This window comes from Pseudomonas sp. B2021 (assembly GCF_018135665.1).
Classification (GTDB): Bacteria; Pseudomonadota; Gammaproteobacteria; order Pseudomonadales; family Pseudomonadaceae; genus Aquipseudomonas; species Aquipseudomonas lactis.
This window is the reverse complement of record NZ_SMOF01000001.1, coordinates 2,008,262-2,033,886: the sequence shown is the minus strand read 5'-3', so window position 1 is coordinate 2,033,886 and position 25,625 is coordinate 2,008,262. Positions and strand designations below refer to the sequence as shown.

The window sequence follows — 25,625 nt, the reverse complement described above, 5'->3', positions numbered from 1 at the left end:
CCCAGACGCCGCGTTCATTCAGGCGCCCCGCGTTATCGTTGACGTTTTTCGCGAGCAAGCGCGCTCCTACGGGGGCTATGCAAGCCTAGCGCGGCACCAGATCCAGGCATACCGAGTTGATGCAGTAGCGCAGGCCCGTCGGCGGTGGACCGTCCGGGAACACATGCCCCAGGTGTGCATCACATTTGGCGCAGGTGACTTCGGTGCGAATCATGCCGTGACTGACGTCGCGGATCTCGACCATTGCGCTATCGGCAATCGGCTCATAGAAGCTGGGCCAGCCGCAGCCGGAATCAAACTTGGCCTTGGAATCGAACAGCGGCTCGTTGCAGCAGATGCAGTGGTAGACGCCGTCGGTCTTGGTGGCGTTGTACTTGCCGCTGAACGGTCGCTCGGTACCCTTGAGACGGCACACGTTGTACTGCTCCGGATCGAGCATCGCCTTCCATTCGTCTACAGTTTTCTGCAACTTATCCATCGGTACACCTCGGCAACTGAAAAACCCTGATCTGTGTCTTTTCCATGGATCAGGCGGCACGTATGATTGCGCCTCTTCAAAACGCCAGTCTGGCACCCGCGCCACCGGCATTCAAACGTATTTATGGGTGCGGGCCGTGCAGGCTTCACCCTACGGTAGTGCCTACGCCGTCGGGATCGTTCATTTTCAGGATCACATCGCCATGCAGGTCAGCAAATCGAACAAGCTCGCCAACGTCTGCTACGACATTCGCGGCCCAGTGCTCAAGCACGCCAAACGCCTGGAAGAGGAAGGCCATCGCATCCTCAAGCTGAACATTGGCAACCCGGCGCCGTTTGGTTTCGAGGCGCCGGACGAAATCCTCCAGGATGTGATCCGCAACCTGCCGACCGCCCAGGGTTACAGCGACTCCAAGGGCCTGTTCAGCGCGCGCAAGGCGGTGATGCAGTACTACCAGCAGAAGCAGGTCGAAGGCGTCGGCATCGAGGACATCTACCTGGGCAACGGCGTGTCCGAGTTGATCGTGATGTCCATGCAGGCATTGCTCAACAATGGCGATGAAGTCTTGGTACCAGCCCCGGATTACCCTCTATGGACCGCCGCCGTGACCCTGGCGGGCGGCCACCCGGTGCATTACCTGTGTGATGAAGGCGCCGACTGGTTCCCGGACCTGGCCGACATCAAGGCCAAGATCACCCCCAACACCAAAGCCCTGGTGATCATCAACCCGAACAACCCGACAGGCGCCGTTTATTCCAAAGAAGTGCTGCTGGGCATGCTGGAGCTGGCGCGCCAGCACAACCTGGTGGTGTTCTCCGACGAGATCTACGACAAGATCCTCTACGATGACGCCGTACATATCTGCACCGCCTCCCTGGCCCCGGACCTGCTGTGCCTGACCTTCAACGGCCTGTCCAAGTCCTACCGCGTGGCGGGTTTCCGCTCCGGCTGGATCGCCATCTCCGGGCCCAAGCACAACGCGCAAAGCTACATCGAAGGCATCGATATGCTGGCCAACATGCGCCTGTGCGCCAACGTGCCAAGCCAGCACGCGATCCAGACCGCCCTGGGCGGTTACCAGAGCATCAATGACCTGATCCTGCCCCAAGGCCGCTTGCTGGAGCAGCGTAACCGCACCTGGGAATTGCTCAATGCCATTCCAGGCGTGAGCTGTGTGAAGCCCATGGGTGCGCTCTATGCATTCCCGCGGATCGACCCGAAAGTCTGCCCGATCCTCAACGATGAGAAGTTCGTGCTCGACCTGCTGCTGTCAGAAAAACTGCTGGTCGTGCAAGGCACCGCCTTCAACTGGCCGTGGCCGGATCACTTTCGCGTAGTGACCTTGCCACGCGTGGATGACCTGGAAATGGCCATTGGTCGCATCGGCAACTTCCTGAAGTCCTATCGCCAGTAAGGCAATTGACGCTGTACGACTCACAAAGGGTCGTACAGCGATTATCTGGCAACACTTCTGTGTCACTTACTTGCGGTTGTACTTCATTTGGCCTCTGCCGATGACGTACCCCCTATAATCACGGGGCGACGGGGTAGCATCGGGTCGATCACGGCTGACAATACAGGTGGGAAAATCCCTTCAAGGCCCTACGCCCGAGGTGTAGGACACAGTTTGAAATAGTCCCCCGGTTGAATCACCCCATGCCGCACCTTATATACCCCGCAGTGAGCGACATATTAAGCATGAGGAGAATTCTACAACCATGATGCGCATCCTGCTGTTCTTGGCCACTAACCTGGCGGTCGTACTGATTGCCAGCGTCACCCTGAGCCTTTTTGGCTTCAACGGGTTCATGGCGGCCAATGGGGTTGATCTGAACCTCAATCAGCTGCTGATTTTCTGTGCGGTCTTTGGTTTTGCCGGTTCGCTGTTCTCGCTGTTCATCTCCAAGTGGATGGCGAAGATGAGCACCAGCACCCAGATCATCACTCAACCCCGCACTCGCCATGAACAATGGCTGATGCAAACCGTGGAGCAGTTGTCTCAAGAAGCAGGCATCAAAATGCCCGAAGTGGGGATTTTTCCTGCTTATGAGGCCAACGCCTTTGCCACCGGCTGGAACAAGAACGACGCGCTGGTGGCCGTGAGCCAGGGCCTGCTGGAGCGGTTTTCGCCCGATGAAGTCAAGGCGGTGCTGGCCCACGAGATCGGCCATGTAGCCAACGGCGACATGGTCACCCTGGCACTGGTACAGGGCGTGGTGAACACCTTCGTGATGTTCTTTGCGCGGATCATCGGCAACTTTGTCGACAAGGTCATCTTCAAGAACGAAGAAGGCCGTGGCATTGCCTACTTCGTGGCGACCATTTTCGCCGAGTTGGTCCTGGGCTTCCTGGCCAGCGCCATCGTGATGTGGTTCTCGCGCAAACGCGAGTTCCGCGCAGATGAAGCCGGCGCACGCCTGGCGGGCACCAGCGCAATGATCGGCGCGCTGCAACGCCTGCGCTCCGAACAGGGCCTGCCGGTGCATATGCCGGACAGCCTGACCGCCTTCGGCATCAACGGCGGCATCAAGCAGGGCCTGGCTCGCTTGTTCATGAGCCACCCGCCGCTGGAAGAGCGGATTGACGCACTGCGTCGCCGGGGCTGATAGCCAGATGACTCGACAAGGGGCGATATGATCGCCCCTTTTTTGTGCATGCTGATTTCTCACCCTCCTCTGTAGGAGCGAGCTTGCCCGCGAAAAACTAACAGGCGCCGCGTTCATTCACCAAGCACGCGTTATCGTTGACGTCTTTCGCGAGCAAGAACTAGGCGTCCCCCTCGCTCCTACAAAAGCAAAAGCCCTTTCAGCGCCGGGTCAGCCGATAAGCACGCTCTTCAAGGCGGGTAACACCGTCCTGCAGGAACTTCCCGCTCTCCCCCAGGATGTCCCGCTCCTCCAGCCGCTCCAACATCCAATATGGCCCCAGCAGCACCTGCACCTCCTCGTTCGAAACAGCAAAAGGCGGACCGGCCTTCTGAGCTTGGTCGTAATCAAGAGTAATCAGCAACCCCTGGCAGCCTGAGGGCAGCAAGGCATTCAGGTGCTCGGCGTATTGCGCACGCATCAGCGGCGGTAAGGCAATTAATGCCGCGCGGTCATAAACGGCGCTGCAACCGGCCACTGCCTCAGCATCCAGACTGAAGAAATCGCCACACCACAGTTCGATCTGGCCCGCCTGGTAAACCTTGAAGGCGCCCTTCTGAGTGACGTGCGGCACAAGCCCCTGCTCGCTGAAGAACGCCTCCACCGCCTGCTCCGACAGCTCCACGCCCATTACCGGGTACCCCTGGCTCTCGAGCCATACCAAGTCCAGACTTTTGCCACACAACGGCACCAGCACCTTTGCCCCCTCGGGCAGCCCCAGCACGGGCCAGTGCCGTTGCAAATAGGGATTGACCTCGCGCTGATGGAAACCGATCTGATTGCTCGCCCAGCGGTCCTGCCAAAATTCAGGCTGCATGAATCACTCCGAAAATTCGATCAAAAGGCGCTAAAACTTATATTAGATTTAGATCAATGAGCTGATTGAAGATGGCTCCATCTTAACCCTCAGGACCCTGCTCATGCTCCCCAGCCTGTTTATCTCCCACGGCTCGCCCATGCTGGCCTTGCAACCCGGCGCCAGCGGCCCTGCGCTGCAGCGTCTGGCTGCCGAGCTGCCACGGCCCAAAGCCATTGTGGTGGTGTCGGCGCATTGGGAAAGCCCGCAGCTGCTGGTCAGCGGCAGTGCTGCACCCGAAACCTGGCACGACTTCGGCGGCTTCCCGCGCGAGCTGTTTGCGGTGCAATACCCCGCGCCGGGTGACCCACAACTGGCCAGTGAGATCGTCGAATTGCTGCACGCCGACGGTCTGGCTGCCAGCATTGATGAACGTCGGCCCTTCGACCATGGCACCTGGGTCCCGCTGTCGCTGATGTACCCGGCAGCGGACATCCCGGTGGTGCAAGTCTCCTTGCCCAGTCGTATGGGCCCCGCCTTGCAGACCCGCGTGGGGCATGCACTCGCCAGCCTGCGTGAACAGGGTGTGCTGTTGATCGGCTCCGGCAGCATCACCCATAACCTGGGCGAATTGGATTGGCGCGCCGGGCCGGAGACGATCACACCGTGGGCGCGGGAGTTTCGCGACTGGGTGGTCGACAGACTGGCGGCCAATGACGACGCCGCCTTGCATGACTATCGCCGCCAGGCGCCCCATGCCGTGCGCAGCCATCCCAGCGATGAGCATCTGCTGCCGTTGTACTTCGCGCGGGGTGCGGGCGCAGATTTCAGCGTGGCGCACCAAGGCTTCACACTGGGCGCCCTGGGCATGGATATCTATCGCTTTGGCTGACACCGTTACCCCTGTGGGAGCTGGCTTGCCTGCGATAGCGGTGTATCAGTCACACACTGGCTTGCTGACTCCAGGTGTATCAGTCACACACTGGCTTGCTGACTCACCGCTATCGCAGGCAAGCCAGCTCCCACAGTTGTTCGTGCCGGAGACTAAACATCAGGCAAAAAAAATCCCCGAACCAGTCGGGGATTTTTTATGTGCGATCAATCAGCCCAAGGGCGGATCAATCTTCGCGGTAGCGACGCAGCTTGAGCTGCTTACCGGCAACGCGAGTATCTTTGAGCTTGGTCAGCAGTTTTTCCAGGCCGTCTTCCGGCAGCTCCACCAGGGAGAAGCTGTCACGCACCTGGATACGACCGATGGCTTCACGCGCCAGGCCACCCTCGTTGAGGATAGCGCCCAGCAGGTTCTTGGCAGCGATACCATCACGCGCACCCAGCGCGGTACGGCAACGAGCACGGCCTTCAGCCAATGGCACTGGAGCACGACGCTCACGGTCGCCACGGTCTGGACGGTCACCGGAACGCTCTGGACGATCACCGCGTGGCGCGCTGTTCGGAACCAGTGGACGTTCTTTCTCGATGGCTGCCAGGGTCAGGGCTTGACCGTTGGTGGCTTTGCGCAGCAGAGCTGCAGCCAGGGCACGCGGGGTGCAACCGATATCGGCGGTCAGGCGGTCCAGCAGGTCGCCGTGAGTCGATTCAGCGTCAGCCACCAGTGGCGCCAGGCTGTTGGTCAGTTTCTTGATGCGCGCATCGAGAACGGCCTGAGCATCCGGCAGGCGGACTTCGGCAACTTTCTGACCGGTAACACGCTCGATCACTTGCAGCATGCGGCGCTCACGTGGAGTCACCAGCAGCAATGCACGCCCTTCGCGACCGGCACGGCCAGTACGGCCGATACGGTGAACGTAGGACTCTGGATCGTAAGGCATGTCAACGTTGAACACGTGGGTGATACGTGGAACGTCGAGGCCACGGGCGGCAACGTCGGTCGCTACAACGATGTCCAGACGGCCATCCTTGAGGGAGTCGATCACGCGCTCACGCTGGTTCTGGGCAATGTCACCGTTCAGCGCAGCGGCTTTGTAGCCTTTGGCTTCCAGGGCGCTAGCCAGGTCCAGGGTCGCTTGTTTGGTGCGCACGAACATGATCAGGGCGTCGAAGTCTTCGACTTCCAGCAGGCTCAATACAGCCGAGGTCTTCTGGTCAGCGTGAACCAACAGGTGAGCCTGTTCGATCGCGGTAACGGTCTGGGTCTTGGTCTGGATCTTCACGTGCTCCGGATCGCGCAGGTGGCGTTCGGCAATGGCACGGATGGACTGCGGCAGGGTGGCCGAGAACAGTACAGTCTGACGGGTCGCTGGCAGTGCCTTGAAGATGACTTCCAGGTCATCCATGAAGCCCAGCTTCAACATTTCGTCAGCTTCGTCCAGAACCAGGTGGTTCACGGTCGACAGAACTTTTTCGTCACGACGCAGGTGGTCGCACAGACGGCCCGGAGTGGCGACAACAATCTGTGCGCCATTACGGATTGCCTTGAGTTGTGGGCCCATAGGCGCGCCGCCGTAAACGGCCACAACAGTTACACCCGGCATTTGCTTGGCGTAGGTTTCAAAGGCGGTTGCTACTTGCAGCGCCAACTCACGGGTTGGCGCCAGGATCAGGGCTTGCGGCTCGCGCTTGGCAGGATCGATGCAATGCAGAATAGGCAGGGCGAACGCGGCGGTTTTACCGGTACCGGTTTGCGCCTGGCCAATCATGTCCTTACCGGCCATGATGATCGGGATCGATTGCTGCTGAATCGCCGAAGGTTCTTCGTAGCCGGTCGCTGCGACGGCTGCAAGAATATTCGGGTTAAGATTAAAAGCGGCGAAGCCGCCGGTTTCCTGGGTCATGGGTCTGCCTCTAAGTGCATCCGCAAAGACCCATGCTCCAAAGCTGCGCATGCCGTGTTGAGACTCAAGAGTCGCCCTGGCTGCTTTGTCGGCGGGGATTTGCGAAAACGAATGAATGAAAAAGATTCGTCAAGGGAGAGTCCGCTGTGCGGACGTGCAGCCGAAGCTGACTTCGGGGAATTGCGCTACCTAAACGCGGCCCGGTTAAAGGCCGGCGCGCACTATACCGGAAATAGCTGAAAAAGGGAGCTTTTTTTATCGTCAGGCACCGATAAAGCGCACTGCGTCACGCGTTTTGCAGATCCGTGCGCCAGGGTCTATTTTTCAGAGGCCCGGCCCTGTTGGCCATCAAGCTTAAACGGTTCACCCAACCATTGAGACCCTTTGGTCTGAAACCTTACCCGCGCCCCGAGGGCACACCCCATGAATCAAGCCAGCAGTAGCCGTGTCAGCCGCGCACTTGAGGGCCATGTTCTATTGCTGGGCCTGGACCGTGTGGCCAAACGCAACGCCTTCGACCTTGATTTGCTCAATGCGCTGAGCCTGGCCTATGGCGAATTTGATCGAAACGATGACGCTCGGGTGGCCGTGGTGTTTGCCCATGGCGATCACTTCACGGCTGGGCTGGACCTGGCCAATGTCAGCAGCGTGATGGCGGGCGGCTGGCAACCGCCGCTGGGAGGGTGCGACCCGTGGGGGGTGTTTGCCGGCCCGCGCGTAAGCAAGCCGGTGATCGTCGCCGCCCAGGGTTATTGCCTGACGATCGGTATCGAATTGATGCTGGCGGCGGATATCAACCTCTGCGCCAGCAATACCCGCTTTGCCCAGATGGAAGTTCAACGTGGGATCTTCCCGTTTGGCGGCGCGACATTGCGCTTTCATCAAATCGCCGGCTGGGGCAATGCGATGCGCTGGCTGCTCACTGGCGACGAATTCGACGCCCATGAAGCCCTGCGCCTGGGGTTGGTGCAGGAAGTGATGGCCAGTGAAGACCTGTTGCCCCGCGCCATCGAGTTGGCCAACCGCATTGCGCGCCAGGCACCGCTGGGTGTGCAGGCCACGTTGATGTCGGCGCGGCTGGCGCGGATGGAGGGTGAGGCCGTCGCAGCCGCCGCGCTGCCGCCCATGGTGGATAAACTGCTTAACAGTGAGGATGCCAAGGAGGGTGTTCGGGCGATGATCGAGAAGCGGCCGGGGGTGTTCAAGGGGATTTGAACGAACTGAATTAGCGGTCGGCAGTGAGGGCCTCTTCGCGGGCAAGCCCGCGAAAGCGCCCGAACTGACAACTAAGTTGCTGGCCGAATCGCCTTGATCAACGGCTGCAACGAATACCCCAACCGCGGCGCCAAGGCTTCGGCGCGGGCCGACAGCGCCTCCAGGTCCAGCTCCTGATCCAACTCCGAAGGCACCAACAGAATCACATTGCCCTCCTTCACCGGCAGCTCCCAGTAATGCCGGTGGTACAACCCACGCAGCAACGCCGCCCCCAGCGGTTTGCCATCATCGGTGGCCCACTGGTTGATCACCAGCCAGCCGCCGGGGTTGAGTTTCTTCTGGCAGTTTTCCAGAAAGGTCCAGGCCAGATGCCCCACGCCCGGGCCGACATCGGTGTAGAGGTCGACGAAAATCAGATCGGCAGATTCGGCACTGTCGAGCAATTGCAGCGCGTCACCAATGCGGATGTACAAGCGCGGATCGTCATCCAGCCCCAGATATTCAATCGCCAGGCGCGGTACATCGGGGCGCAGCTCAATGGCTTCGACATCGTCCAGCGCCAGGAACTTGAGGCACGCCTGGGTCAACGTGCCCGCGCCCAGGCCGAGAAACAACGCACTCTCCGGCTGCTCATGGCACAACGCACCGATCAGCATCGCGCGGGTATAGTCGTACTCCAGCCAGCTCGGGTCAGCGGTGAATACACAGCTTTGCTCAATGGCATCGCCGAATTCGAGAAAGCGGTAATCCGCCACTTCAAGCACACGGATCATGCCGAATTCATCATGGACTTCGGCCAGCAGGCGCTCGACACGCTCCTCGCTCATCACTACTCCTAAAGGGTCTACCGCACGACAAAGGCGCGATTGTCGGCCAAGCGGCAGCCACAGGTCACGTACTAATTGCTGCTAACATTGACGCCCCGACATCCACCCGCAAACGAGTTCATGATGAGCCAACCCTGGAGCCCCGATAGCTGGCGAGCCCTGCCGATCCAGCAGCAACCCCAATACCCGGACGCTGCCCACTTGCTGCAAGTGGAACAAAGCCTGGCGAGCTACCCGCCCCTGGTGTTTGCCGGGGAAGCCCGCGAATTGCGCCGTCAGTTTGCCGAAGTGACCCAGGGCCGTGCCTTCCTGCTGCAAGGTGGCGATTGCGCCGAGAGCTTTGCCGAGTTTTCCGCCGCGAAGATCCGCGACACCTTCAAGGTGCTGCTGCAGATGGCTATTGTCATGACCTTCGCCGCCGGTTGCCCGGTGGTGAAAGTCGGGCGCATGGCCGGTCAGTTCGCCAAGCCACGCTCGGCCAACGATGAAACCATCGACGGCATCACCCTGCCCGCCTACCGTGGCGATATCGTCAACGGCATCGGCTTCGACGAAAAAAGCCGCGTGCCAGACCCGGACCGTCTGCTGCAGTCCTACCACCAGTCCACCGCCACCCTCAACCTGCTGCGCGCCTTTGCCCAGGGCGGTTTCGCGGACCTGCACCAAGTGCACAAGTGGAACCTGGATTTCATCGCCAACTCCGCCCTCGCCGAGAAGTACAGCCAACTGGCCGACCGCATCGACGAAACCCTGGCCTTCATGCGCGCCTGTGGCATGGACAGCTCGCCGCAATTGCGCGAAACCAGCTTCTTCACTGCCCACGAAGCGTTGCTGCTCAACTATGAACAAGCCTTCGTACGCCGCGACAGCCTGACCAACGACTACTACGACTGCTCGGCACATATGCTGTGGATCGGCGACCGCACCCGTCAGTTGGACGGCGCCCATGTCGAGTTCCTGCGCGGGGTAAACAACCCGATCGGCGTGAAGGTCGGACCGAGCATGAACCCTGACGACCTGATCCGCCTGATCGACATCCTCAACCCGGATAACGACCCCGGCCGCCTTAACCTCATCGCCCGTATGGGGGCAGGCAAGGTCGGCGACCATTTGCCCAACCTGATCCGTGCCGTGCAGCGCGAAGGCAAGCAAGTGCTGTGGAGCTGCGACCCGATGCACGGCAACACCATCAAGGCCAGCAGTGGCTACAAGACCCGTGACTTTGCGCAGATCCTTGGCGAAGTGAAGGATTTCTTCCAGGTGCACCAGGCAGAAGGCACCTATGCTGGCGGGATCCATATCGAGATGACCGGGCAGAACGTCACCGAATGCATCGGCGGCGCACGGCCGATCACCGAAGATGGCCTGTCGGACCGCTATCACACCCATTGCGACCCACGGATGAATGCCGATCAGTCGCTGGAGTTGGCGTTTCTGATTGCCGAGACCTTGAAACAGGTAAAGCGCTGACGCTTTATCGACCGGGATGACGCCATCGCGGGCAAGCCCGGCTCCCACATTTGAACGCGTTTCTCTGTGGGAGCCGGGCTGGCCCGCGATAGGGCCCTTAAAGGCTGACATCCCGGTTCAGCATCGCAGCCCTCAATCGGGCAGCGCTGGGCCGTTGGCAATTGAGCTGAACCTGTTCCAGCCCTAGCCAGTCGGCCATTTTGCGTAGGTTCAATGCCAGCGCCAGCATGCCTTCCTCATCCAGCCCCGGCTCTTCCTCGTGCACGGCATGTACGGCCAGGCGCCCATGGGCACGCTCGGCCCGCAGGTCGACGCGCGCGGCAATGCGCTCGTTGTGCAGAAACGGCAGCACGTAATAGCCATACACGCGCTTTTCTTGCGGGGTGTAGATCTCCAGCCGATAGCGAAAGTCGAACAAGCGCTCGGTGCGGCTGCGCTCCCATATCAGCGAATCGAACGGTGACAACAGTGCGCTGGCCGGTACGTTGCGCGGCAGTTTCGGCTGCGCCAGGCAATACGCGGGTTGCTGCCAACCCCGCACCTGGCACGTCAGCAGTTGCCTATCCTCGACCAGCTCGGCCAAGCGGTTGCGGCTGTCGGCGGGCTCGAGGCGAAAATAATCGCGCAGGTCTTTTTCGGTGGCGACACCCAATGCCGTCGCACTGTGCAACAGCAAGCCGCGCTGCGCTTGAGCCTCACCCATGGAGACATTGAGCACCTCGGCGGGGATAACGCGTTCGGGCAAATCATAAAGCCGCTCGAACCCTCGGCGACCGGCAACCGTGACCAAACCAGCGGCGAACAGCCATTCCAGCGCGTGCTTTTCATCACTCCAATCCCACCAAGGCCCGGCACGCTCCTCGCGGGTCGACAAGCTGCCGGCCCCCAAGGCGCCCTGCTGTTCGACGATGCGTAACACGCGCTGGATAGTCGCCTGCTGTTCACGGCCAAAACGTGCCATTTGCGCATAGATCCCCTGCCCTTGCCGCGCGCGCTCCATGCGCCACTTCATCAGCGGGTACAGGGCCATGGGCAGCAGCGACGCCTCATGCCCCCAGTATTCGAACAGTGAGCGTCGCCGCCCCTGGCTCCAGGCGGCCTGCTCAAGGATCGACGGGGAATAAGAACCAAGGCGGGAAAACACCGGCAGATAGTGGGAACGCACCAGCGCATTGACCGAGTCGACCTGTAAAACGCCCAGGCGTTCGATCAAGCGGTTGAGGTGCGCAGCCTTTATCTGTGCAGGCGCCTGGCGCCCGGAAAATCCCTGGGCAGCCAGCGCCATGCGTCGAGCTTGCTTGAGTGAAAAACACAGGTCAGCGGGCATGGCAATCTCCATAGAAGCTCGCCCCCTACCCTACTGCATCCGCGCTTATTTTCGCAGCGGGTCTTCCCAGAAATGCCGATGGCTTTCCTGCGCGACGTCGGCGCGATTGAGCCCGATGTCCTTGAGGGCTTCATCGCTCAGGGTCGCCAGCATCTGGCGCTCCTGATGCAACAGCTGCCAACGCGCGAATGTGTGAAACAACCCGGCAAACGGCCATTTATCCGTCGATATGAAACCTTTTTGACCTTTCATCTTCTCGCCCTCCAGTGGGGATGACGACAGTGTGTGCCGGGCATTATGATCAATCCAACGAATGTTTCTTATGCATTACATCTCGGAGATTGATCAATTGTCCGCCTATCCCAGCATCGACACAGACGTGCTGCGCACCTTCGTCGCCATTGCCGACCAGGGCGGTTTCACCCGCGCCGGCGAGCAGGTCAACCGCACTCAATCGGCGGTGAGCATGCAGATGAAGCGCCTGGAAGAGGACATACTGCAGCGCAAACTGTTCGAGCGCGATGGCCGGCAGGTACGGCTCACGCCCGAAGGCCAGGTGCTGTTGGGTTATGCGCGGCGCATCCTGAAATTGCACAGCGAGGTGTTCAATACCTTGCGCGAGCCCCACATGGTGGGCTTGGTGCGCATCGGCACGCCGGATGACTACGTGATGCGCTTTCTGCCTGGGATCCTTAAGCAGTTTTCCAAAGCCTACCCACTGATTCAGATCGAAATGCACTGCGAAGCATCGACCGTATTGATGCAGCGGCGGGACCTGGCGTTGACCGTGATCAGCCGCGAACCTGGAAACGATCTGGGTGAGTTATTGCGTACCGAACGCATGGTGTGGGCAGCATCGCCGTGCTTTTGTGTGGAGGAGCACGATGCCCTACCCCTGGCGGTGTCCGGCGACGAGTGCCTGTACACCCATTGGGCACGTGCCGCACTGGACGCGGCTGGGCGAGATTATCGCCTGGCCTATCACAGCTCTAACGGAGCAGCGATCCTGGCGGTGGTGAGTGCGGGCCTGGCGGCGATGGTCAGCATGGAAAGCCTGGTCACCGACGACCTGCGCGTGCTCGGCAGCGACGAAGGCTTCCCGCCTTTGCCGTCGATGAACCTGCGCTTGCTGCGTAACCCGCAGATGACCTCGCCGATCACCGAATGCCTGGCGGACTACATCGTCGAAGGCTTCAAACTTTAAAGGTCAGCATCACCGCGCACACCACCAAAAAGCCACAGAAGAGGCCGCGCAACAGACGCTCCGGCAAGGCATGGGCCACTTTCACGCCCCAACTGATACTCAGCAGCCCCCCCACCGCCAGCGGCAGGCCGATCATCCAGTCCACCTCGTGGTGCCAGGCATAGGTGACCAGGGTCACACCGGTGCTGGGCAGCGCCAAGGCCAGGGACAAACCCTGGGCGACCACTTGAGCGGTGCCGAACACACTGGTGAGCACGGGTGTGGCGACCACCGCGCCCCCTACCCCAAATAATCCGCCCATGGATCCGGACGCTGCGCCCAACACACCCAGCCAGGGCCAGGAGTAGCGCATCTGCGCCGTGGGCGGCGCGTTGCGGGTGAACATGCGCAATAGGTTGTAGGCCGACAACGCCACCAGGAAAACAATAAAGCCGATGCGCATTGCCCCGGCATCCAGCCCCACCGCCCAGATCGACCCCAGCCACGCAAAGCAGAAGCCCATCACGCCCAGCGGCAAGGCGTGGCGCAACTCGATGCGATTACGCTGGTGATAGCGCCACAGGGCGAGCATCACATTGGGTACCACCATGACCAGCGCGGTGCCTTGGGCAATTTGCTGATCCAGGCCGAACAGCACGCCGAGCACCGGAATGGCTATCAGCCCGCCGCCAATGCCAAACAACCCACCCACGGTGCCCAGGGCTGCGCCCAATATCAGGTACATGACTAAATCCAACACCACGCACTACTCCGCAATCCCAAGACTGGCATGCTACGCAGTCAGCTCTGGTATGGAAACGCACAGCAACGCACAATGGCTATGCCAATATCGCACAAGCGCTCGCCTATGAACCCCAATACTCTGACCGACCAACTGAGCCTGTTTCTCGATGTGATGGAAACCGGAAGCTTTTCCGCTGCCGCACGACGTCATCCACTGACGCCCTCGGCAGTAGCGCGTCGAATCGACAGCCTGGAAGGTTCAGTGGGTAGCCGCCTGTTCCAGCGCAGCACCCACGCGGTAGTGCCTACACCTGCCGGCTTGGCCTTTGCCGAACGCGCGCGGCGGATTGTCAGTGAACTGCAATTGGCGCGGGCCGAAGCGGTGTCCCTGAGCCATGCGCCGGAAGGGTTGATCCGGGTAGATGCACCGGCAGCGTTTGGTCGCCGCCACCTGGCGCCGGTGATCGCGGACTTCTTGAACGTGTATCCAGGGCTGGATGTGCACCTGCACTTGATCGACAGCTTTGTCGATATGCAAGGCGCACACCTTGGCAAGGTAGACCTGGTGCTGCGCGCCGGGCATATCGTCGACACTCGTCGGATCGCTACACCCCTGGCGAGCATCGTGCGCATTGCCTGTGCGAGCCCGACCTATCTGAAAACCCGCGGCACACCCACCCATCCGCGGGAACTGAGCGAGCATGACGGCCTCGATTGGGATGGCCTGGCGCCGATGTTCGCCTGGCGCTTTGAACTGGACGGGCGCCGCACTACCTATCGCCCCCGGCGCATCCGCATGAGCGCCAATAACGCCGAGGCGCTGCTTTCGGGCGCACTGGCCGGGCTGGGCATCGCGCACCTGCCGACCTGGTTGGCCAGTGAATATCTGGTGCGTGGAGAACTGTTGCCGCTGTTTTGTGCAAACGGCTTGCCCAGCCCCGAAACCGCCGGCATTTACGCGCTGCGCCTCGAACAACAGCCCAACGCACGTAGCCGATTATTGCTCGAATACCTCAAATCCCGTTTCAGCCCGGTGCCGCCCTGGGATCTGGCATTGCAAAGCGGCCTGGTCTGACCACTTGGATAGAATTATCTGGCGCATTAAAGATTCGCCCGCTAGATTCCAGCACAGACACGTTTTTTCGAGGCACCACAATGAGCAAAAACCCTGACCCCTGCCAATCCCTGCTGCTGGATAACCAGTTGTGCTTCGCCCTGCACTCCACCTCGCTGCTGATGACCAAGGTCTACAAGCCCCTGCTCCAAGCCCTGGGCCTGACTTACCCGCAATACCTGGCCATGATGGTGCTGTGGGAAGAGGATGGATTGACCGTCGGCGAAATCAGCAGCCGCCTGCTGACCGACCCTGGCTCGCTGACGCCGCTGCTCAAGCGTCTGGAAGCTGAGGGCCTGCTCAGTCGCACCCGCAGCCGCGAAGATGAGCGGGTGGTCGTAGTGGAACTGACCGACGCCGGCCGCGCGTTGCGAGGGAAGGCCATGGATGTTCCCCAATGCATCCTCGGCGCCAGCGGGTTGGACATCGAACAACTGCGCACGCTGCAAAACGATCTGCTGGCGCTGAGAGGCAACCTTCAAGACAGCCTGTAATACCGCCCGGAGCCATCACTCCCCCTCTCCAGTTAAACGGCTCAGATTAGTCCTATAGTCCGAGCCGTATTGCTCACGTCATAAAGCACTTTCTTCTTACAACCTAAGCGCGGCGGTCGGAAAAATTCGGCTTTTTAAAATTTAACTTGCGCGCAAAATATTAGCGGAATATATTCGCTACAAATTACTTAGCGCGCAAATATTTTGCGCAAAAACCCGCGAGGAAAGTCCCATGCAAACTCTCTATACCGCCGTAGCCACTGCCACCGGCGGCCGTGATGGCCGTGCTGTTTCCAGCGACAACATCCTTGACGTCAAACTGTCCACCCCGAAGGAATTGGGCGGCGCCGGTGGCCAGGCCACCAACCCTGAACAACTGTTCGCTGCCGGCTACTCGGCTTGCTTTATCGGTGCCCTGAAATTCGTCGCCAGCCAGACCCAACGCAATATCCCGGATGACGTATCGATCACTGCCCATGTAGGCATCGGGCAGATCCCCGGCGGTTTCGGCCTGGACATCGACCTGCACATCAGCCTGCCGGGCCTGGCCCAGGACGATGCGCAAAGCCTGGTCGACGCCGCCCACCAAGTCTGCCCGTACTCCAACGCTACTCGCGGCAACGTTGATGTGCGCCTGCACGTAGCCGTGTAACGACCACTACCACCCCCAGGAGGAAACATGAAAACGATCGGCAAAATGCTCACCGGCACCCTGCTTGCCCTGTCTATCACCAGCGCCTTCGCCGCTAACGGTGATATCGAGCACAACACCCAGGCCTTCCTGGATGTATTGAATTCGGGTACCGGCAAGCCGCTGGAACAACTGACACCCCAAGAGGCGCGCGCGGTGCTGACTGGCGCCCAGGCCGGGGTGAAGCTGACCCTGCCCAAGACGGATGTGAGCCAGAAGACCATTCAAGTCGACGGCCAGCCGCTTGACCTGACCATCGTGCGACCGGCCGGGGTCAAGGGCACTTTGCCGGTGTTTATGTTTTTCCACGGGGGCGGCTGGGTGCTCGGGGATTACCCGACCCATGAACGCCTGGTACGTGATCTGGTAGTGGGCTCGGGGGCGGTCGCGGTATTCGTCAACTACACGCCATCACCGGAAGCGCATTACCCAGTGGCGATCAACCAGGCCTACGGTGCAACCAAGTGGGTCGCTGAACACGGCAAGGAGATCAATGTTGATGGCAAACGTCTCGCCGTGGCAGGCAATAGCGTCGGCGGTAATATGGCGGCGGTGGTCAGCCTGATGGCCAAGGATAAGGGCACGCCAGCCATCAAGTTCCAACTTCTACTATGGCCGGTGACGGACGCCAACTTCGACACAGGCTCCTACAACCAGTTTGCCGAGGGGCACTTCCTCACCAAAAACATGATGAAATGGTTCTGGGACAACTACACCACCGATGCCACTCAGCGCGCCGAGATCTATGCTTCACCATTGCGGGCTACAACTGCGCAGCTCAAAGGCTTGCCGCCTGCGCTGGTGCAGACCGCCGAGGCCGACGTGCTGCGTGACGAAGGTGAGGCGTATGCCCGCAAGCTGGATCAGGCAGGTGTACCGGTGACGGCCGTACGCTACAACGGCATGATCCACGACTACGGCTTGCTCAATGTGGTCAGCCAGGTGCCTGCGGTACGTTCGGCCTTACTGCAAGCATCAGATGAGTTGAAACAACACTTGAAGTGATCAAGTAGACGCCAAAAAAAAGCCCGACTCAAGGTCGGGCTTTTTTTCGTATCGCCGGGGCCAGAATTACTTCTTGGCGCGACCTTTGTACGAACCACCTTCACGGGTGTCGATCTCGATCAGGTCGTCGATTTCGATGAAATCGGCCACTTGCAGTTCGGTACCGTTGCTCAGCTTGGCAGGCTTCATCACCTTGCCGGAAGTGTCGCCGCGAGCGGAGCCTTCGGTGTAAGCAACCTTACGCACGATGGTGGTCGGCAGTTCTACGGAAACCAGGCGCTCTTCGAAGAAGATCGCTTCGCAGACGTCTTCCATGCCTTCTTCGATGAACGGCAGAACGGCTTCGATATCTTCAGCGTTCAGCTCGTACATGGTGTAGTCGGTGGTGTCCATGAACGTGTAGGTGTCGCCGCTGATGAAGGACAGGGTCGCTTCTTTGCGGTCGAGGATCACGTCGTCCAGTTTGTCATCGGCGCTGTAGACGATTTCGGTCTTGTAACCGGTCAGCAGGTTCTTCAGCTTGGTCTTCATGATTGCGCTGTTACGACCAGACTTGGTGAACTCAGCTTTCTGAACCAGCCAAGGGTCGTTTTCGAGACGGATCACTGTACCGGGTTTCAGTTCTTTACCAGTTTTCATTGCGTATATCCGAAATTTGGATGGGATTGACAAAAATCAAGGTGGCGTATCATATCCAACTTTCATAAAACTGTACCAGCGCCGTCGCAAGATCGGCCTGCAAGCCTTGTTCCAGACACCAGTTCTGCGCGTGCTGGCTGACCTCCGGCCAATGTTCCAGCAGCATTTTCCAGGACTGTGCCATATCGCCATCAGCGTTCCAGGCTTGCCAGAGCGTAACGACGGCAGCCTTGGCGGTCGGCGAAAGTGCGGCGGTGTACAGTTCCAGGAAGGCGTCGAGCTTGTCCAGGTGGATGTCTTCGTCCTGGCGGTAGATGTGCCACAGCAATGGCCTGCCCGCCCACTGGGCACGCACGAATGAGTCCTCGCCACGCACGGCGTTGAATTCGCAGCACCATAGCAATCGGTCATATTGCTCCTGACGCACGAATGCAATGACCTGTACGGTCAGCGCACCACGCACCTGGATGTCACCTGCGGACAAGCTGTTCACGCCCAGCCAGCGTTGCACATCCCCCAGAATGCGCCCTTCCGGCACCAGCAAGTGCGTCCCACGCCTATCGGCTGCCAATACGTCCAGCCAGCCGGCCAAGCCGTCATTCTCATAGGCAAACAGCGACATCAAACGCGCACCGGCCGTCGGAGCAACACCCAGGCTTTGCAGGAACTGTTGCTGCGCGAGGTCATCCTGCTGAAATGCCTGGCGGCGCTCCAACAAGCCGGCTTCGCGCAACAGGCCGCCGGTGCCTGGGCGAAAACCGGGGAAGAAAAAGTATTTCTGCACGCCCTTGTACTTCACCGAAGGCAAGCGATGGCAGCCCACCACCCAGTCTTCGGCGCTGAGGTAATCGAGGTTCATCCACAAGGGCGCACGCTCACGCTCGGCCATGCGGTCCATGTACTCAGGCGGTAGCTGGCAGGCGAACGCGGCAATCACCACATCGGCAGGGTGTGCGCCCGGCCATTCGGCCGGCCAGTGACGCACTTGCACGCCCTCTTGCCATTGCTGGCCCACCTGCACATCAATGTCCGGGCACATGCGTTCGAAGGCCCGCAGGTCGTCGACCCACAAACGCACGTCACAGCCCTGCTCCACCACCAACTGCCGGGCCAGGCGCCAGGTCACGCCGATGTCGCCGTAGTTGTCGACGACACTGCAAAAAATATCCCAGCGGGCTTTCATTCCGGGCTCCATCGATCAAAGGTCTGATTGTCCGCATAAATGCGTGGATGCAGAAGGCTTGATCGCGATTATTCTGCACGGAGGCTGTGCGACAATCACCGCCATGCCGTCAATGCCTGCCAGGAGGCCCTTATGTCTGACCGTCCGTTATCGCTGTTCAAGCTCTGCATCGCGATTGCCGCAGGCGTGTGGCTAGGGTTTATCGCCATTGCGCTGACCACCTGGCTGGCGTCTCGCTACCTGTTCCCCCAGAGCCTGGCGCCGGTGGCACAGGCGGTTCAGCAATTGGGCCAACCGGCGATGGTTGAGCCGCAGCCACCGAACCGCCTGTTCGAACAGTACCAACAGAACCTGCATAAACAGGAACAACAACAGGCTCTGGAACAGGCCCGAAGCAACGCGCGTAACCTGTCCAACCCCAAATGCCAGTTCTGGCTGCAACAAGACCAGAACGCTCCCAATGAAAAGACGCGGGCCAATGTCCTGCAATTCTGCGATTGATGCCAGATACCGCCATGAATAAACACGCCGTGCTCCAGTTGATCCTGGAAAAGCTCACCGTCGACCTCGACATCGTCCAACGCGCCGCGCAGACCGCTTACGAAACCGCGACCCACGAAGAAAACATCGCCGAGAACAAATACGACACCCTCGGCCTGGAGGCTTCGTACCTGGCCACCGGGCAGGCCCGGCGAGTGGAGGAGATCAAGCAATCGCTGGTCTTGTGCCAGCAATTGCAGCTACGTGCGTACGATGATCAACGTGGGATAGAGACAGGCACGCTGGTAGGCCTGGAAGACGAGGACGGTCGCCAGCAATGGCTGTTCCTGGCGCCGGATGCAGCGGGTTTGAAAGTGGATGTGGTCGGGCAACCAGTGACCGTCATCACGCCGCGCTCGCCCTTGGGCAAAGGCCTGCTGGGCAAGCGTATCGATGAAGAGGTGGAGATTCTGGTGGCCGGCGCTCGGCAGTACTTTACGGTGACCGAGGCCAGATAACCTACGGCCCCTGTAGGCGCGAGCTTGCTCGCGCCTACAGGGTAATCGTGTCAGTGGACGGGCAATTCGACGCCGTCGAACAGCTCTTCCAGCTCTTGCTTGTTGTGGCACTGAATCGCCTTTGCCATCACTTCGCGGGTCAGGTGCGGGGCGAACTTCTCGATGAAATCGCACATGAAGCCGCGCAGGAAAGTACCGCGGCGGAAACCGATCTTGGTCACGCTGGACTCGAACAATTCGCTGGCATCCAGCACCACCAGGTCTTTGTCCAGGTTGGTGTCGACCGCCATCTTGGCAACGATCCCGACGCCCAGGCCGAGGCGCACATAGGTCTTGATCACGTCGGCATCGGCAGCGGTGAACACCACCTTGGGCGTGAGGCCGCGATGGCTGAAGGCTTCGTCGAGCTTGGAACGGCCGGTAAAGCCGAACACATAGGTCACAATCGGGTATTCAGCCAAGGCTTCCAGGGTCAGCTTCGGCAACTTGGCCAACGGGTGCCCCTGAGGCACAACCACGCAACGGTTCCAGCGGTAGCAGGGCATCATCACCAGGTCGCCGAACAGTTCCAGGGCTTCGGTGGCGATGGCAAAATCGACGGTGCCGTCAGCGGCCATTTCGGCAATCTGCATCGGCGAACCCTGGTGCATGTGCAGCGCCACGTCCGGGTATTGCTTGATGAAATCGCGGATCACCGGCGGCAGTGCATAACGTGCCTGGGTGTGAGTGGTGGCGATCGACAAGGTGCCTTTCTTCTCGTTGGAGAATTCCTGGGCAATCTGCTTGATGCTTTCGACTTTACGCAGGATCTCGCCGGCGGTGGTGATGATGCGCTCGCCAGCCGGAGTGACGCGGGTCAGGTGTTTGCCACTGCGTGCGAAGACTTCGACGCCCAGCTCGTCTTCGAGCAGGCGGATCTGCTTGCTGATACCAGGCTGCGAGGTGTAGAGGCTTTGAGCGGTAGCGGAAACGTTGAGGTCGTGGTGCGCCACTTCCCAGATGTAGCGCAGTTGTTGAAGCTTCATATCAATCCCTCAAAGCAGATAGACGCCACGGGTATCAGCGACGGTATATAACTATATTAAAGGTTTGGCGGATAAATCTAGAACTTTTTATCGTTTTTACCGATCAGCTGTCGTCACTGCGCCGACGCTGCAGCGACGGCACCAAGTAAACCGGCACTGGGGACAACTGCAACACCCGTGCGGCGGTACGTCCAAGGGGGACGGCCACGCCGGTTGCCTGGCTATGACTGCCGACGACCAGCAAGTCGACAGACAGTTTTCGCAACTGGTCGAGAATCACCTCGCAAGGGTCCCCCTGGATCACCTTGACCGAGCGAATCCATTGCAGGTCCTGCTCCCCTTCCCCCCACTCCTCGCGAAAGCTGTCGAGCACGCGCTGTTCAATCGTCGCCATCACCGTGCTCAGCCCCTTGCTCTGCCATTCGCTCAAGGCGGCCTCATCAAGGTAGCTCTGCAACACCGATTCGGCGAACAAGCCGATGGGCTCGACCACGTGGATCACATACAGGTCAGCCTTGAACGTTCGCGCCAGCGCCAATGCATGTTGCATCACATAGGGTGCATACAGACCGAGGTCCGTGGCAAACAGCATCGAACGAATCATAAAACCTCCTGGACTGCCAGGATGGCGGGGATGGAATGAGCTTAGCAGCTAGCGCTCGGTCTGGATTCTCAACTCGTTGCTGATGCCATAGGGCACATGCCCAGTGGCCACCACCTCCCTGGCTTTCTCGCAATGGCCAGCCTGGTCAGTGGTTCCCCCCCAATCAGCGGTTGTGCCGATCAATGAAACTCAAGGCCTGGTACAGCGCCTGTATGCGTGGCAGTTCGCAACCGGCCGCTTTGGCAGCGGCCAAGGGACGGGCGTAGATAGCCGCCAGTTCCAAGGGCCGCTTGTGCAGGTGGTCGTGGTACATGCTGGGCAGGTAGTCGTCCATGGTTTCGGTCATGGCGAACATCTGCCCGGCGTAGCTGGCAGGAATTTCATGCCCACAGGCATGAGCGCCCTGCACCACCTCGGCCATCAGCGCCTGGATCAACTCGCGGCTGGACTCGTCGGCCATCATGGCCGTGGTGCCCGTGCCCAGCAACACCGAGAGGCCGTTGAATGGCACATTCCAGACCAGCTTGTGCCAACGCGCCAGATGCACATTGGCCATGGCCTGGGACTCGATACCGGCTTGATGAAACAGCCCGGCGCCGGCTTCGACAATCGCCTGTTGCCGCGCCTCATCGTTGGCCGCCGTGCCACTGTGATAGCCCAGGTTGACCCGGCCCAACGCCTGATGCTCGACCACACCGGGGGCCGAGCGGTGCACACCGATGTAGCACAGGCCGCCCAACAGATGCAGCGAAGGCGGCAGGTGTTCACGCAGGCTATCTTCCACATCGAGGCCGTTTTGCAGGAGCACCACTTTGGCGTCCGGCGCCGCCACTTGGGCGATGGTCGGCGCCAGGTCCACATTGCCGGTGGACTTGGTGCCCACCAATAGCCAGTCGCACGGCGGCATGTCGGCGGCGCTGGCATAGGCCTGCACCGGATGCAGGTGCAGTTGCCCATGCACCGTACTGTTGACGTGCAGGCCATGCTTGCTCACCGCGGCGTATTCGCTGCGCAACAGGAAATGCACGTCGAAGCCGGCACGCGCCAGCATCAGTCCGTAGTAACCACCAATGGCACCGGTGCCGATAATGCCAATGCGTGGCGACGGGGCTGCAACTGCTGTCATGGCAAATCCTCTGGTGTTCGGGTTAGCGCCTGGTTTACGCATTCGGCGAGGTCGGATGCTGTAAGACGTGCCTGTAATTGCCCAAGGAATTGACCCTCGCATACCAGGAACAATGCCGGCAAATGAAAGATCTGGTAGCGTTGCACCGCACCGCCGTTGTGCCCGGCATCCACCCAGCACACGCGGTCCACCGGCAAGTGCCAGCCGGGCAATTGCTGGCGTGCCCAGCGGCAACTGGTACAACCGACACTGGTGAACACTACCAGCGAAATACCTGGCAATCCCAGCAATTGCTGGTCAATATCCAGGTCGGTCAATTCCAGTTCCTTCACTATACTGCTGCCATTGCCGTCAACTGGACGGCGCTCGGAGTCCGTGTGCATGGGTCGTTTTTTACCTCACCCTGATGATGTCGCTGTCGAGTTGATCCAACGTCCCTCTCCCGCCCTTCCCTGCCAACGCCTGCACACTATCGGCCGTGGCGGCATCGCCTGCAATTGGCCGCGTGCCTGGCGCGCCGGCACGGCGGTTGATCTGCATATCCCTTCCCTGGGGCCCAGCGCCCGTTATCCGGGCTATGTTGCCTGGTGCCGCAAGGTCGAACAGGGCTATCGCATCGGTATCTGCTTTACCGACGAACACGCCTTGTTCGGTGCGCGGATGGGCGAGCAAGTGTGCCAGATCGAGCGTTACTGCCGCCTGCACGAAGATGCCGAGCCAACGCCTGCGCAACTGGAAGCCATGGCCCGTGATTGGGTGTCGCGCCATGCCGGCGAGTTCTCCCATGAGGCGGTTGTGCAGCCAGCGCTGGATTAAACCGGGCTTTGCCCATTGTCGCGGGCCCGTGTTACGCGCTAAGGTTCCTCCCCCCTGCATTCAAATCATGCTGTGCCCGCCGCACGGGGATAGCTGGCGGCCGGCACCCGTGACCCTGGCGAGTAACACGATGGCTGATTTACCGATCAATGACCTTAACGTTGAATCCAACGAGACCCTGATCACCCCCGATCAGCTCAAGCGCGAAATCCCCCTGAGCGACGCTGCCCTGCAGACCGTCACCAAGGGCCGCGAAGTCATCCGTGACATTCTCGACGGCACCGACCACCGCCTCTTCGTGGTGATCGGGCCCTGCTCTATCCACGACCTCAAGGCCGCCCACGAATATGCCGAGCGCCTCAAGGTGCTGGCAGCTGAGGTGTCCGACACCTTGTACCTGGTCATGCGCGTGTATTTCGAGAAGCCGCGTACCACCGTCGGCTGGAAAGGCTTGATCAACGACCCGTACCTGGACGACTCCTTCAAAATCCAGGACGGCTTGCACATCGGTCGCAAGCTGCTGCTGGACCTGGCTGAAATGGGCCTGCCCACCGCCACCGAAGCCCTCGACCCGATCTCCCCGCAATACCTCCAGGACCTGATCAGTTGGTCGGCTATCGGCGCACGCACCACCGAATCCCAGACCCACCGCGAAATGGCGTCCGGCCTGTCCTCGGCCGTAGGCTTCAAGAACGGCACCGACGGCGGCCTGACCGTGGCGATCAATGCGCTGCAATCGGTCTCCAGCCCTCACCGTTTCCTGGGTATCAACCAGGAAGGCGGCGTGTCCATCGTGACCACCAAGGGCAACGCCTACGGTCACGTGGTGCTGCGTGGCGGCAATGGCAAGCCCAACTATGATTCGGTCAGCGTCGCCCTGTGCGAACAGGCGCTGAACAAGGCCAAGATCAAGCCAAACATCATGGTCGATTGCAGCCACGCCAACTCCAACAAAGACCCGGCGTTGCAGCCGTTGGTGATGGAGAACGTTGCCAACCAGATCCTGGAAGGCAACCAGTCGATCATCGGCTTGATGGTGGAGAGCCATCTGAACTGGGGTTGCCAGGCGATTCCAAAAGACCTGGCCGACTTGCAGTACGGCGTATCGATCACCGATGCCTGTATCGACTGGTCCGCCACCGAAACCACCCTGCGCAGCATGCATGCCAAACTCAAGGACGTGTTGCCCCAGCGCAAACGCACCTGAGCCTGTACCTGTTTCGCGCACACAAAAACGCCGGGCTAAGCCCGGCGTTTTTTATTGGCAACTGGTCAGTTACAGCTTCGCGGCATGGCGCTGGTGGCGCTCCATGTAGCGTTCGACATAGGAGCACGACGGGATCACCGTGTAGCCAGCCTCTTCGGCAAACTTCAAGGCTTCCTCGGTCAACGCAGCCGCAATGCCTCGCCCCCGCAGTGCGTTGGGCACGAAGGTGCGATAGATATCCAGGGTCTGCTTCCCGAGGTCCATGTAGGTCAGGTAGGCACGATGACCGTCCACATTGGTCTCGAACTGATGACCAGCCTGGTCATGGTGGATGGACAACGCCTCGCTCATCACTACTCCTCGCGGGTCTGAATTAACGACCCTACCTTACCGATGTTTTTCCGGCGAAGGAACATCTACGCCACCCCGTGCCGGTTTCGACAGCGAGAAAACCGTGAGCGCTCACAACCAGCACATAGGGAATAGTAGGCACCAAACCTGAAATTGCTCAAGGCGCACTCGTCATTCCCCGCCGCTGATGGATATAGAAAGGGCCTCGATCAATCGGCGACCGATAGCCTGAACATTGCCGGCAGTTGAACCTTGAGACGAACTGGCGCTCTTAAAGTCACCTCTAGATGCGCAAAAGATGCCTGGCGCAGTAAAGCCAAGCGCGACCAAAGTGCCCCGCTTCGTTATATAAAATTTCATCGATTTACAAGGCTTAACACATGCGGGCCGGCCCTTTCAGCCTGGATCCAATGTTCGTCGAGGCGCAAAAAACTGGACGGTTTTCATACAAACCGTCAAAAGATTAGCCAAAATAGATTCGGCACAAGAAATTTTTTTGCTTCTTGCGCAACGTCAGTTTACTTACTACAAGTAATGGGTAGTATGTACGCCGGCTATTAGCTCACTCTGAGAAAGTAGCCATTAAATTGAAAGTCCTTGAAGGGGAACACGATGAACAACGTTCTGAAATTCTCTGCTCTGGCTCTGGCCGCAGTTCTGGCTACCGGTTGCAGCAGCGTCTCCAAAGAAACCGAAGCTCGTCTGACTGCAACTGAAGACGCAGCAGCTCGCTCCCAGGCCCGTGCAGACGAAGCCTACCGTAAAGCTGATGAAGCTCTGGCTGCTGCTCAAAAAGCACAACAGACTGCTGACGAAGCTAACGAGCGCGCTCTGCGCATGCTTGAAAAAGCAAGCCGCAAGTAATAATCCTTCGGGGTTGTTATCAAGCCGATCC

The 25,625-nt window shown here is 59.8% G+C and carries 29 protein-coding genes and 1 pseudogene; 15 read left to right on the top strand and 15 right to left on the bottom strand.

The features are described from left to right. Positions 1-85 precede the first annotated feature (85 nt). A complete protein-coding gene (gene msrB, locus E1K68_RS09250) occupies positions 86-478 on the bottom strand; it encodes a peptide-methionine (R)-S-oxide reductase MsrB (protein WP_003189907.1) in 393 nt (130 codons plus the stop codon). A 202-nt stretch (positions 479-680) separates the two neighbouring features. Between msrB and E1K68_RS09245 the strand changes: the two genes are divergently transcribed. Next, on the top strand, positions 681-1,892 hold the full coding sequence (locus E1K68_RS09245; RefSeq protein WP_003189906.1) for a pyridoxal phosphate-dependent aminotransferase: 1,212 nt from the start codon (positions 681-683) through the stop codon (positions 1,890-1,892). Positions 1,893-2,196: 304 nt separating this feature from the next. Next, the gene (htpX, locus tag E1K68_RS09240; RefSeq protein ID WP_003189904.1) at positions 2,197-3,084 is read left to right on the top strand and encodes a protease HtpX; all 888 of its coding nucleotides are present in this window, start codon (positions 2,197-2,199) and stop codon (positions 3,082-3,084) included. 199 nt (positions 3,085-3,283) lie between these two features. Here the strand turns inward: htpX and E1K68_RS09235 are convergent, their stop codons facing one another. Beyond that, entirely contained in the window at positions 3,284-3,940 is a 657-nt protein-coding gene (locus E1K68_RS09235) for a thiopurine S-methyltransferase (RefSeq protein ID WP_003189903.1), read from the bottom strand. Positions 3,941-4,043: 103 nt separating this feature from the next. Between E1K68_RS09235 and E1K68_RS09230 the strand changes: the two genes are divergently transcribed. After that, complete coding sequence (locus tag E1K68_RS09230) at positions 4,044-4,811, top strand: class III extradiol ring-cleavage dioxygenase (protein ID WP_212613995.1); 768 nt, start codon at positions 4,044-4,046, stop codon at positions 4,809-4,811. 226 nt (positions 4,812-5,037) lie between these two features. Here E1K68_RS09230 and E1K68_RS09225 read toward each other — a convergent pair whose 3' ends face one another. Then, on the bottom strand, positions 5,038-6,711 hold the full coding sequence (locus tag E1K68_RS09225) for a DEAD/DEAH box helicase (protein ID WP_003189900.1): 1,674 nt from the start codon (positions 6,709-6,711) through the stop codon (positions 5,038-5,040). A 423-nt stretch (positions 6,712-7,134) separates the two neighbouring features. On the opposite strand from E1K68_RS09225, the gene E1K68_RS09220 reads away from it, so the two are divergent. Beyond that, positions 7,135-7,926, top strand: coding sequence for a crotonase/enoyl-CoA hydratase family protein (locus E1K68_RS09220; RefSeq protein ID WP_003189899.1), 792 nt, complete (start codon positions 7,135-7,137; stop codon positions 7,924-7,926). A 71-nt stretch (positions 7,927-7,997) separates the two neighbouring features. On the opposite strand, the gene E1K68_RS09215 is transcribed toward E1K68_RS09220, so the two are convergent. Beyond that, complete coding sequence (locus tag E1K68_RS09215) at positions 7,998-8,753, bottom strand: spermidine synthase (protein WP_003189897.1); 756 nt, start codon at positions 8,751-8,753, stop codon at positions 7,998-8,000. A 123-nt stretch (positions 8,754-8,876) separates the two neighbouring features. On the opposite strand from E1K68_RS09215, the gene E1K68_RS09210 reads away from it, so the two are divergent. Continuing rightward, positions 8,877-10,223, top strand: a complete 1,347-nt coding sequence (locus tag E1K68_RS09210) for a 3-deoxy-7-phosphoheptulonate synthase class II (RefSeq protein WP_003189896.1) — start codon at positions 8,877-8,879, stop codon at positions 10,221-10,223. 97 nt (positions 10,224-10,320) lie between these two features. Here E1K68_RS09210 and E1K68_RS09205 read toward each other — a convergent pair whose 3' ends face one another. Both E1K68_RS09205 and E1K68_RS09200 read right to left on the bottom strand, forming a co-directional pair. Beyond that, entirely contained in the window at positions 10,321-11,550 is a 1,230-nt protein-coding gene (locus E1K68_RS09205; protein ID WP_212613994.1) for a winged helix-turn-helix domain-containing protein, read from the bottom strand. 45 nt (positions 11,551-11,595) lie between these two features. Beyond that, positions 11,596-11,802, bottom strand: a complete 207-nt coding sequence (locus E1K68_RS09200; RefSeq protein WP_116665477.1) for a DUF1127 domain-containing protein — start codon at positions 11,800-11,802, stop codon at positions 11,596-11,598. A 70-nt stretch (positions 11,803-11,872) separates the two neighbouring features. Here E1K68_RS09200 and E1K68_RS09195 point away from each other — a divergent pair, with 70 nt between their 5' ends. Further along, positions 11,873-12,754: a LysR family transcriptional regulator gene (locus E1K68_RS09195; RefSeq protein WP_212613993.1), complete on the top strand. Its 882-nt coding sequence runs from the start codon at positions 11,873-11,875 to the stop codon at positions 12,752-12,754. Here the strand turns inward: E1K68_RS09195 and E1K68_RS09190 are convergent. Beyond that, positions 12,744-13,493 (bottom strand): sulfite exporter TauE/SafE family protein, encoded by a 750-nt coding sequence (locus tag E1K68_RS09190; RefSeq protein WP_034135228.1) that lies wholly within the window; start codon positions 13,491-13,493, stop codon positions 12,744-12,746. The two genes, E1K68_RS09195 and E1K68_RS09190, sit on opposite strands and share 11 nt — an antisense overlap. Before the next feature lie 108 nt (positions 13,494-13,601). Here E1K68_RS09190 and E1K68_RS09185 point away from each other — a divergent pair, with 108 nt between their 5' ends. From E1K68_RS09185 to E1K68_RS09170, 4 genes are all read left to right on the top strand, one after another. Further along, complete coding sequence (locus tag E1K68_RS09185; RefSeq protein WP_003189888.1) at positions 13,602-14,552, top strand: LysR family transcriptional regulator; 951 nt, start codon at positions 13,602-13,604, stop codon at positions 14,550-14,552. Between the two features lie 80 nt (positions 14,553-14,632). After that, positions 14,633-15,085: a MarR family transcriptional regulator gene (locus E1K68_RS09180; protein WP_003189887.1), complete on the top strand. Its 453-nt coding sequence runs from the start codon at positions 14,633-14,635 to the stop codon at positions 15,083-15,085. A gap of 232 nt (positions 15,086-15,317) precedes the next feature. Further along, complete coding sequence (locus tag E1K68_RS09175; RefSeq protein WP_003189884.1) at positions 15,318-15,737, top strand: organic hydroperoxide resistance protein; 420 nt, start codon at positions 15,318-15,320, stop codon at positions 15,735-15,737. A 27-nt stretch (positions 15,738-15,764) separates the two neighbouring features. Then, positions 15,765-16,781, top strand: coding sequence for an alpha/beta hydrolase (locus E1K68_RS09170; protein ID WP_003189882.1), 1,017 nt, complete (start codon positions 15,765-15,767; stop codon positions 16,779-16,781). A 66-nt stretch (positions 16,782-16,847) separates the two neighbouring features. On the opposite strand, the gene E1K68_RS09165 is transcribed toward E1K68_RS09170, so the two are convergent. Then, a complete protein-coding gene (locus E1K68_RS09165) occupies positions 16,848-17,420 on the bottom strand; it encodes an elongation factor P (RefSeq protein WP_003172723.1) in 573 nt (190 codons plus the stop codon). A 49-nt stretch (positions 17,421-17,469) separates the two neighbouring features. Further along, positions 17,470-18,603, bottom strand: a complete 1,134-nt coding sequence (gene earP / locus E1K68_RS09160) for an elongation factor P maturation arginine rhamnosyltransferase EarP (protein ID WP_003189880.1) — start codon at positions 18,601-18,603, stop codon at positions 17,470-17,472. A gap of 132 nt (positions 18,604-18,735) precedes the next feature. On the opposite strand from earP, the gene E1K68_RS09155 reads away from it, so the two are divergent. Together E1K68_RS09155 and E1K68_RS09150 are read left to right on the top strand one after the other, a co-directional pair. Continuing rightward, complete coding sequence (locus tag E1K68_RS09155) at positions 18,736-19,104, top strand: hypothetical protein (RefSeq protein ID WP_003189878.1); 369 nt, start codon at positions 18,736-18,738, stop codon at positions 19,102-19,104. Positions 19,105-19,118: 14 nt separating this feature from the next. Next, positions 19,119-19,601, top strand: a complete 483-nt coding sequence (locus E1K68_RS09150) for a GreA/GreB family elongation factor (RefSeq protein WP_003189877.1) — start codon at positions 19,119-19,121, stop codon at positions 19,599-19,601. Positions 19,602-19,651: 50 nt separating this feature from the next. Here E1K68_RS09150 and cysB read toward each other — a convergent pair whose 3' ends face one another. From cysB to E1K68_RS09130, 5 genes and pseudogenes are all read right to left on the bottom strand, one after another. Continuing rightward, a complete protein-coding gene (gene cysB, locus E1K68_RS09145; RefSeq protein WP_003189876.1) occupies positions 19,652-20,626 on the bottom strand; it encodes an HTH-type transcriptional regulator CysB in 975 nt (324 codons plus the stop codon). A 103-nt stretch (positions 20,627-20,729) separates the two neighbouring features. Next, complete coding sequence (locus E1K68_RS09140; RefSeq protein ID WP_003189875.1) at positions 20,730-21,230, bottom strand: universal stress protein; 501 nt, start codon at positions 21,228-21,230, stop codon at positions 20,730-20,732. Positions 21,231-21,278: 48 nt separating this feature from the next. Beyond that, positions 21,279-21,377: pseudogene (locus E1K68_RS27755) on the bottom strand (5'-nucleotidase); the annotation flags it as partial. 16 nt (positions 21,378-21,393) lie between these two features. Further along, positions 21,394-22,356: a putative 2-dehydropantoate 2-reductase gene (locus tag E1K68_RS09135; protein WP_212613992.1), complete on the bottom strand. Its 963-nt coding sequence runs from the start codon at positions 22,354-22,356 to the stop codon at positions 21,394-21,396. Next, on the bottom strand, positions 22,353-22,739 hold the full coding sequence (locus tag E1K68_RS09130; protein ID WP_094774933.1) for a thioredoxin: 387 nt from the start codon (positions 22,737-22,739) through the stop codon (positions 22,353-22,355). Before E1K68_RS09130 ends, E1K68_RS09135 begins: the two co-directional genes overlap by 4 nt. Here E1K68_RS09130 and E1K68_RS09125 point away from each other — a divergent pair. Both E1K68_RS09125 and E1K68_RS09120 read left to right on the top strand, forming a co-directional pair. Then, positions 22,738-23,172: a PilZ domain-containing protein gene (locus E1K68_RS09125; protein WP_212613991.1), complete on the top strand. Its 435-nt coding sequence runs from the start codon at positions 22,738-22,740 to the stop codon at positions 23,170-23,172. The genes E1K68_RS09130 and E1K68_RS09125 overlap by 2 nt on opposite strands. A gap of 130 nt (positions 23,173-23,302) precedes the next feature. Further along, positions 23,303-24,379, top strand: a complete 1,077-nt coding sequence (locus tag E1K68_RS09120; protein WP_003189871.1) for a 3-deoxy-7-phosphoheptulonate synthase — start codon at positions 23,303-23,305, stop codon at positions 24,377-24,379. Positions 24,380-24,448: 69 nt separating this feature from the next. Here the strand turns inward: E1K68_RS09120 and E1K68_RS09115 are convergent, their stop codons facing one another. Further along, complete coding sequence (locus tag E1K68_RS09115) at positions 24,449-24,730, bottom strand: GNAT family N-acetyltransferase (RefSeq protein WP_003189869.1); 282 nt, start codon at positions 24,728-24,730, stop codon at positions 24,449-24,451. A 612-nt stretch (positions 24,731-25,342) separates the two neighbouring features. Between E1K68_RS09115 and oprI the strand changes: the two genes are divergently transcribed. Continuing rightward, positions 25,343-25,594: an outer membrane lipoprotei OprI gene (oprI, locus tag E1K68_RS09110; RefSeq protein WP_003172710.1), complete on the top strand. Its 252-nt coding sequence runs from the start codon at positions 25,343-25,345 to the stop codon at positions 25,592-25,594. The last annotated feature ends 31 nt before the right edge of the window (positions 25,595-25,625 follow it).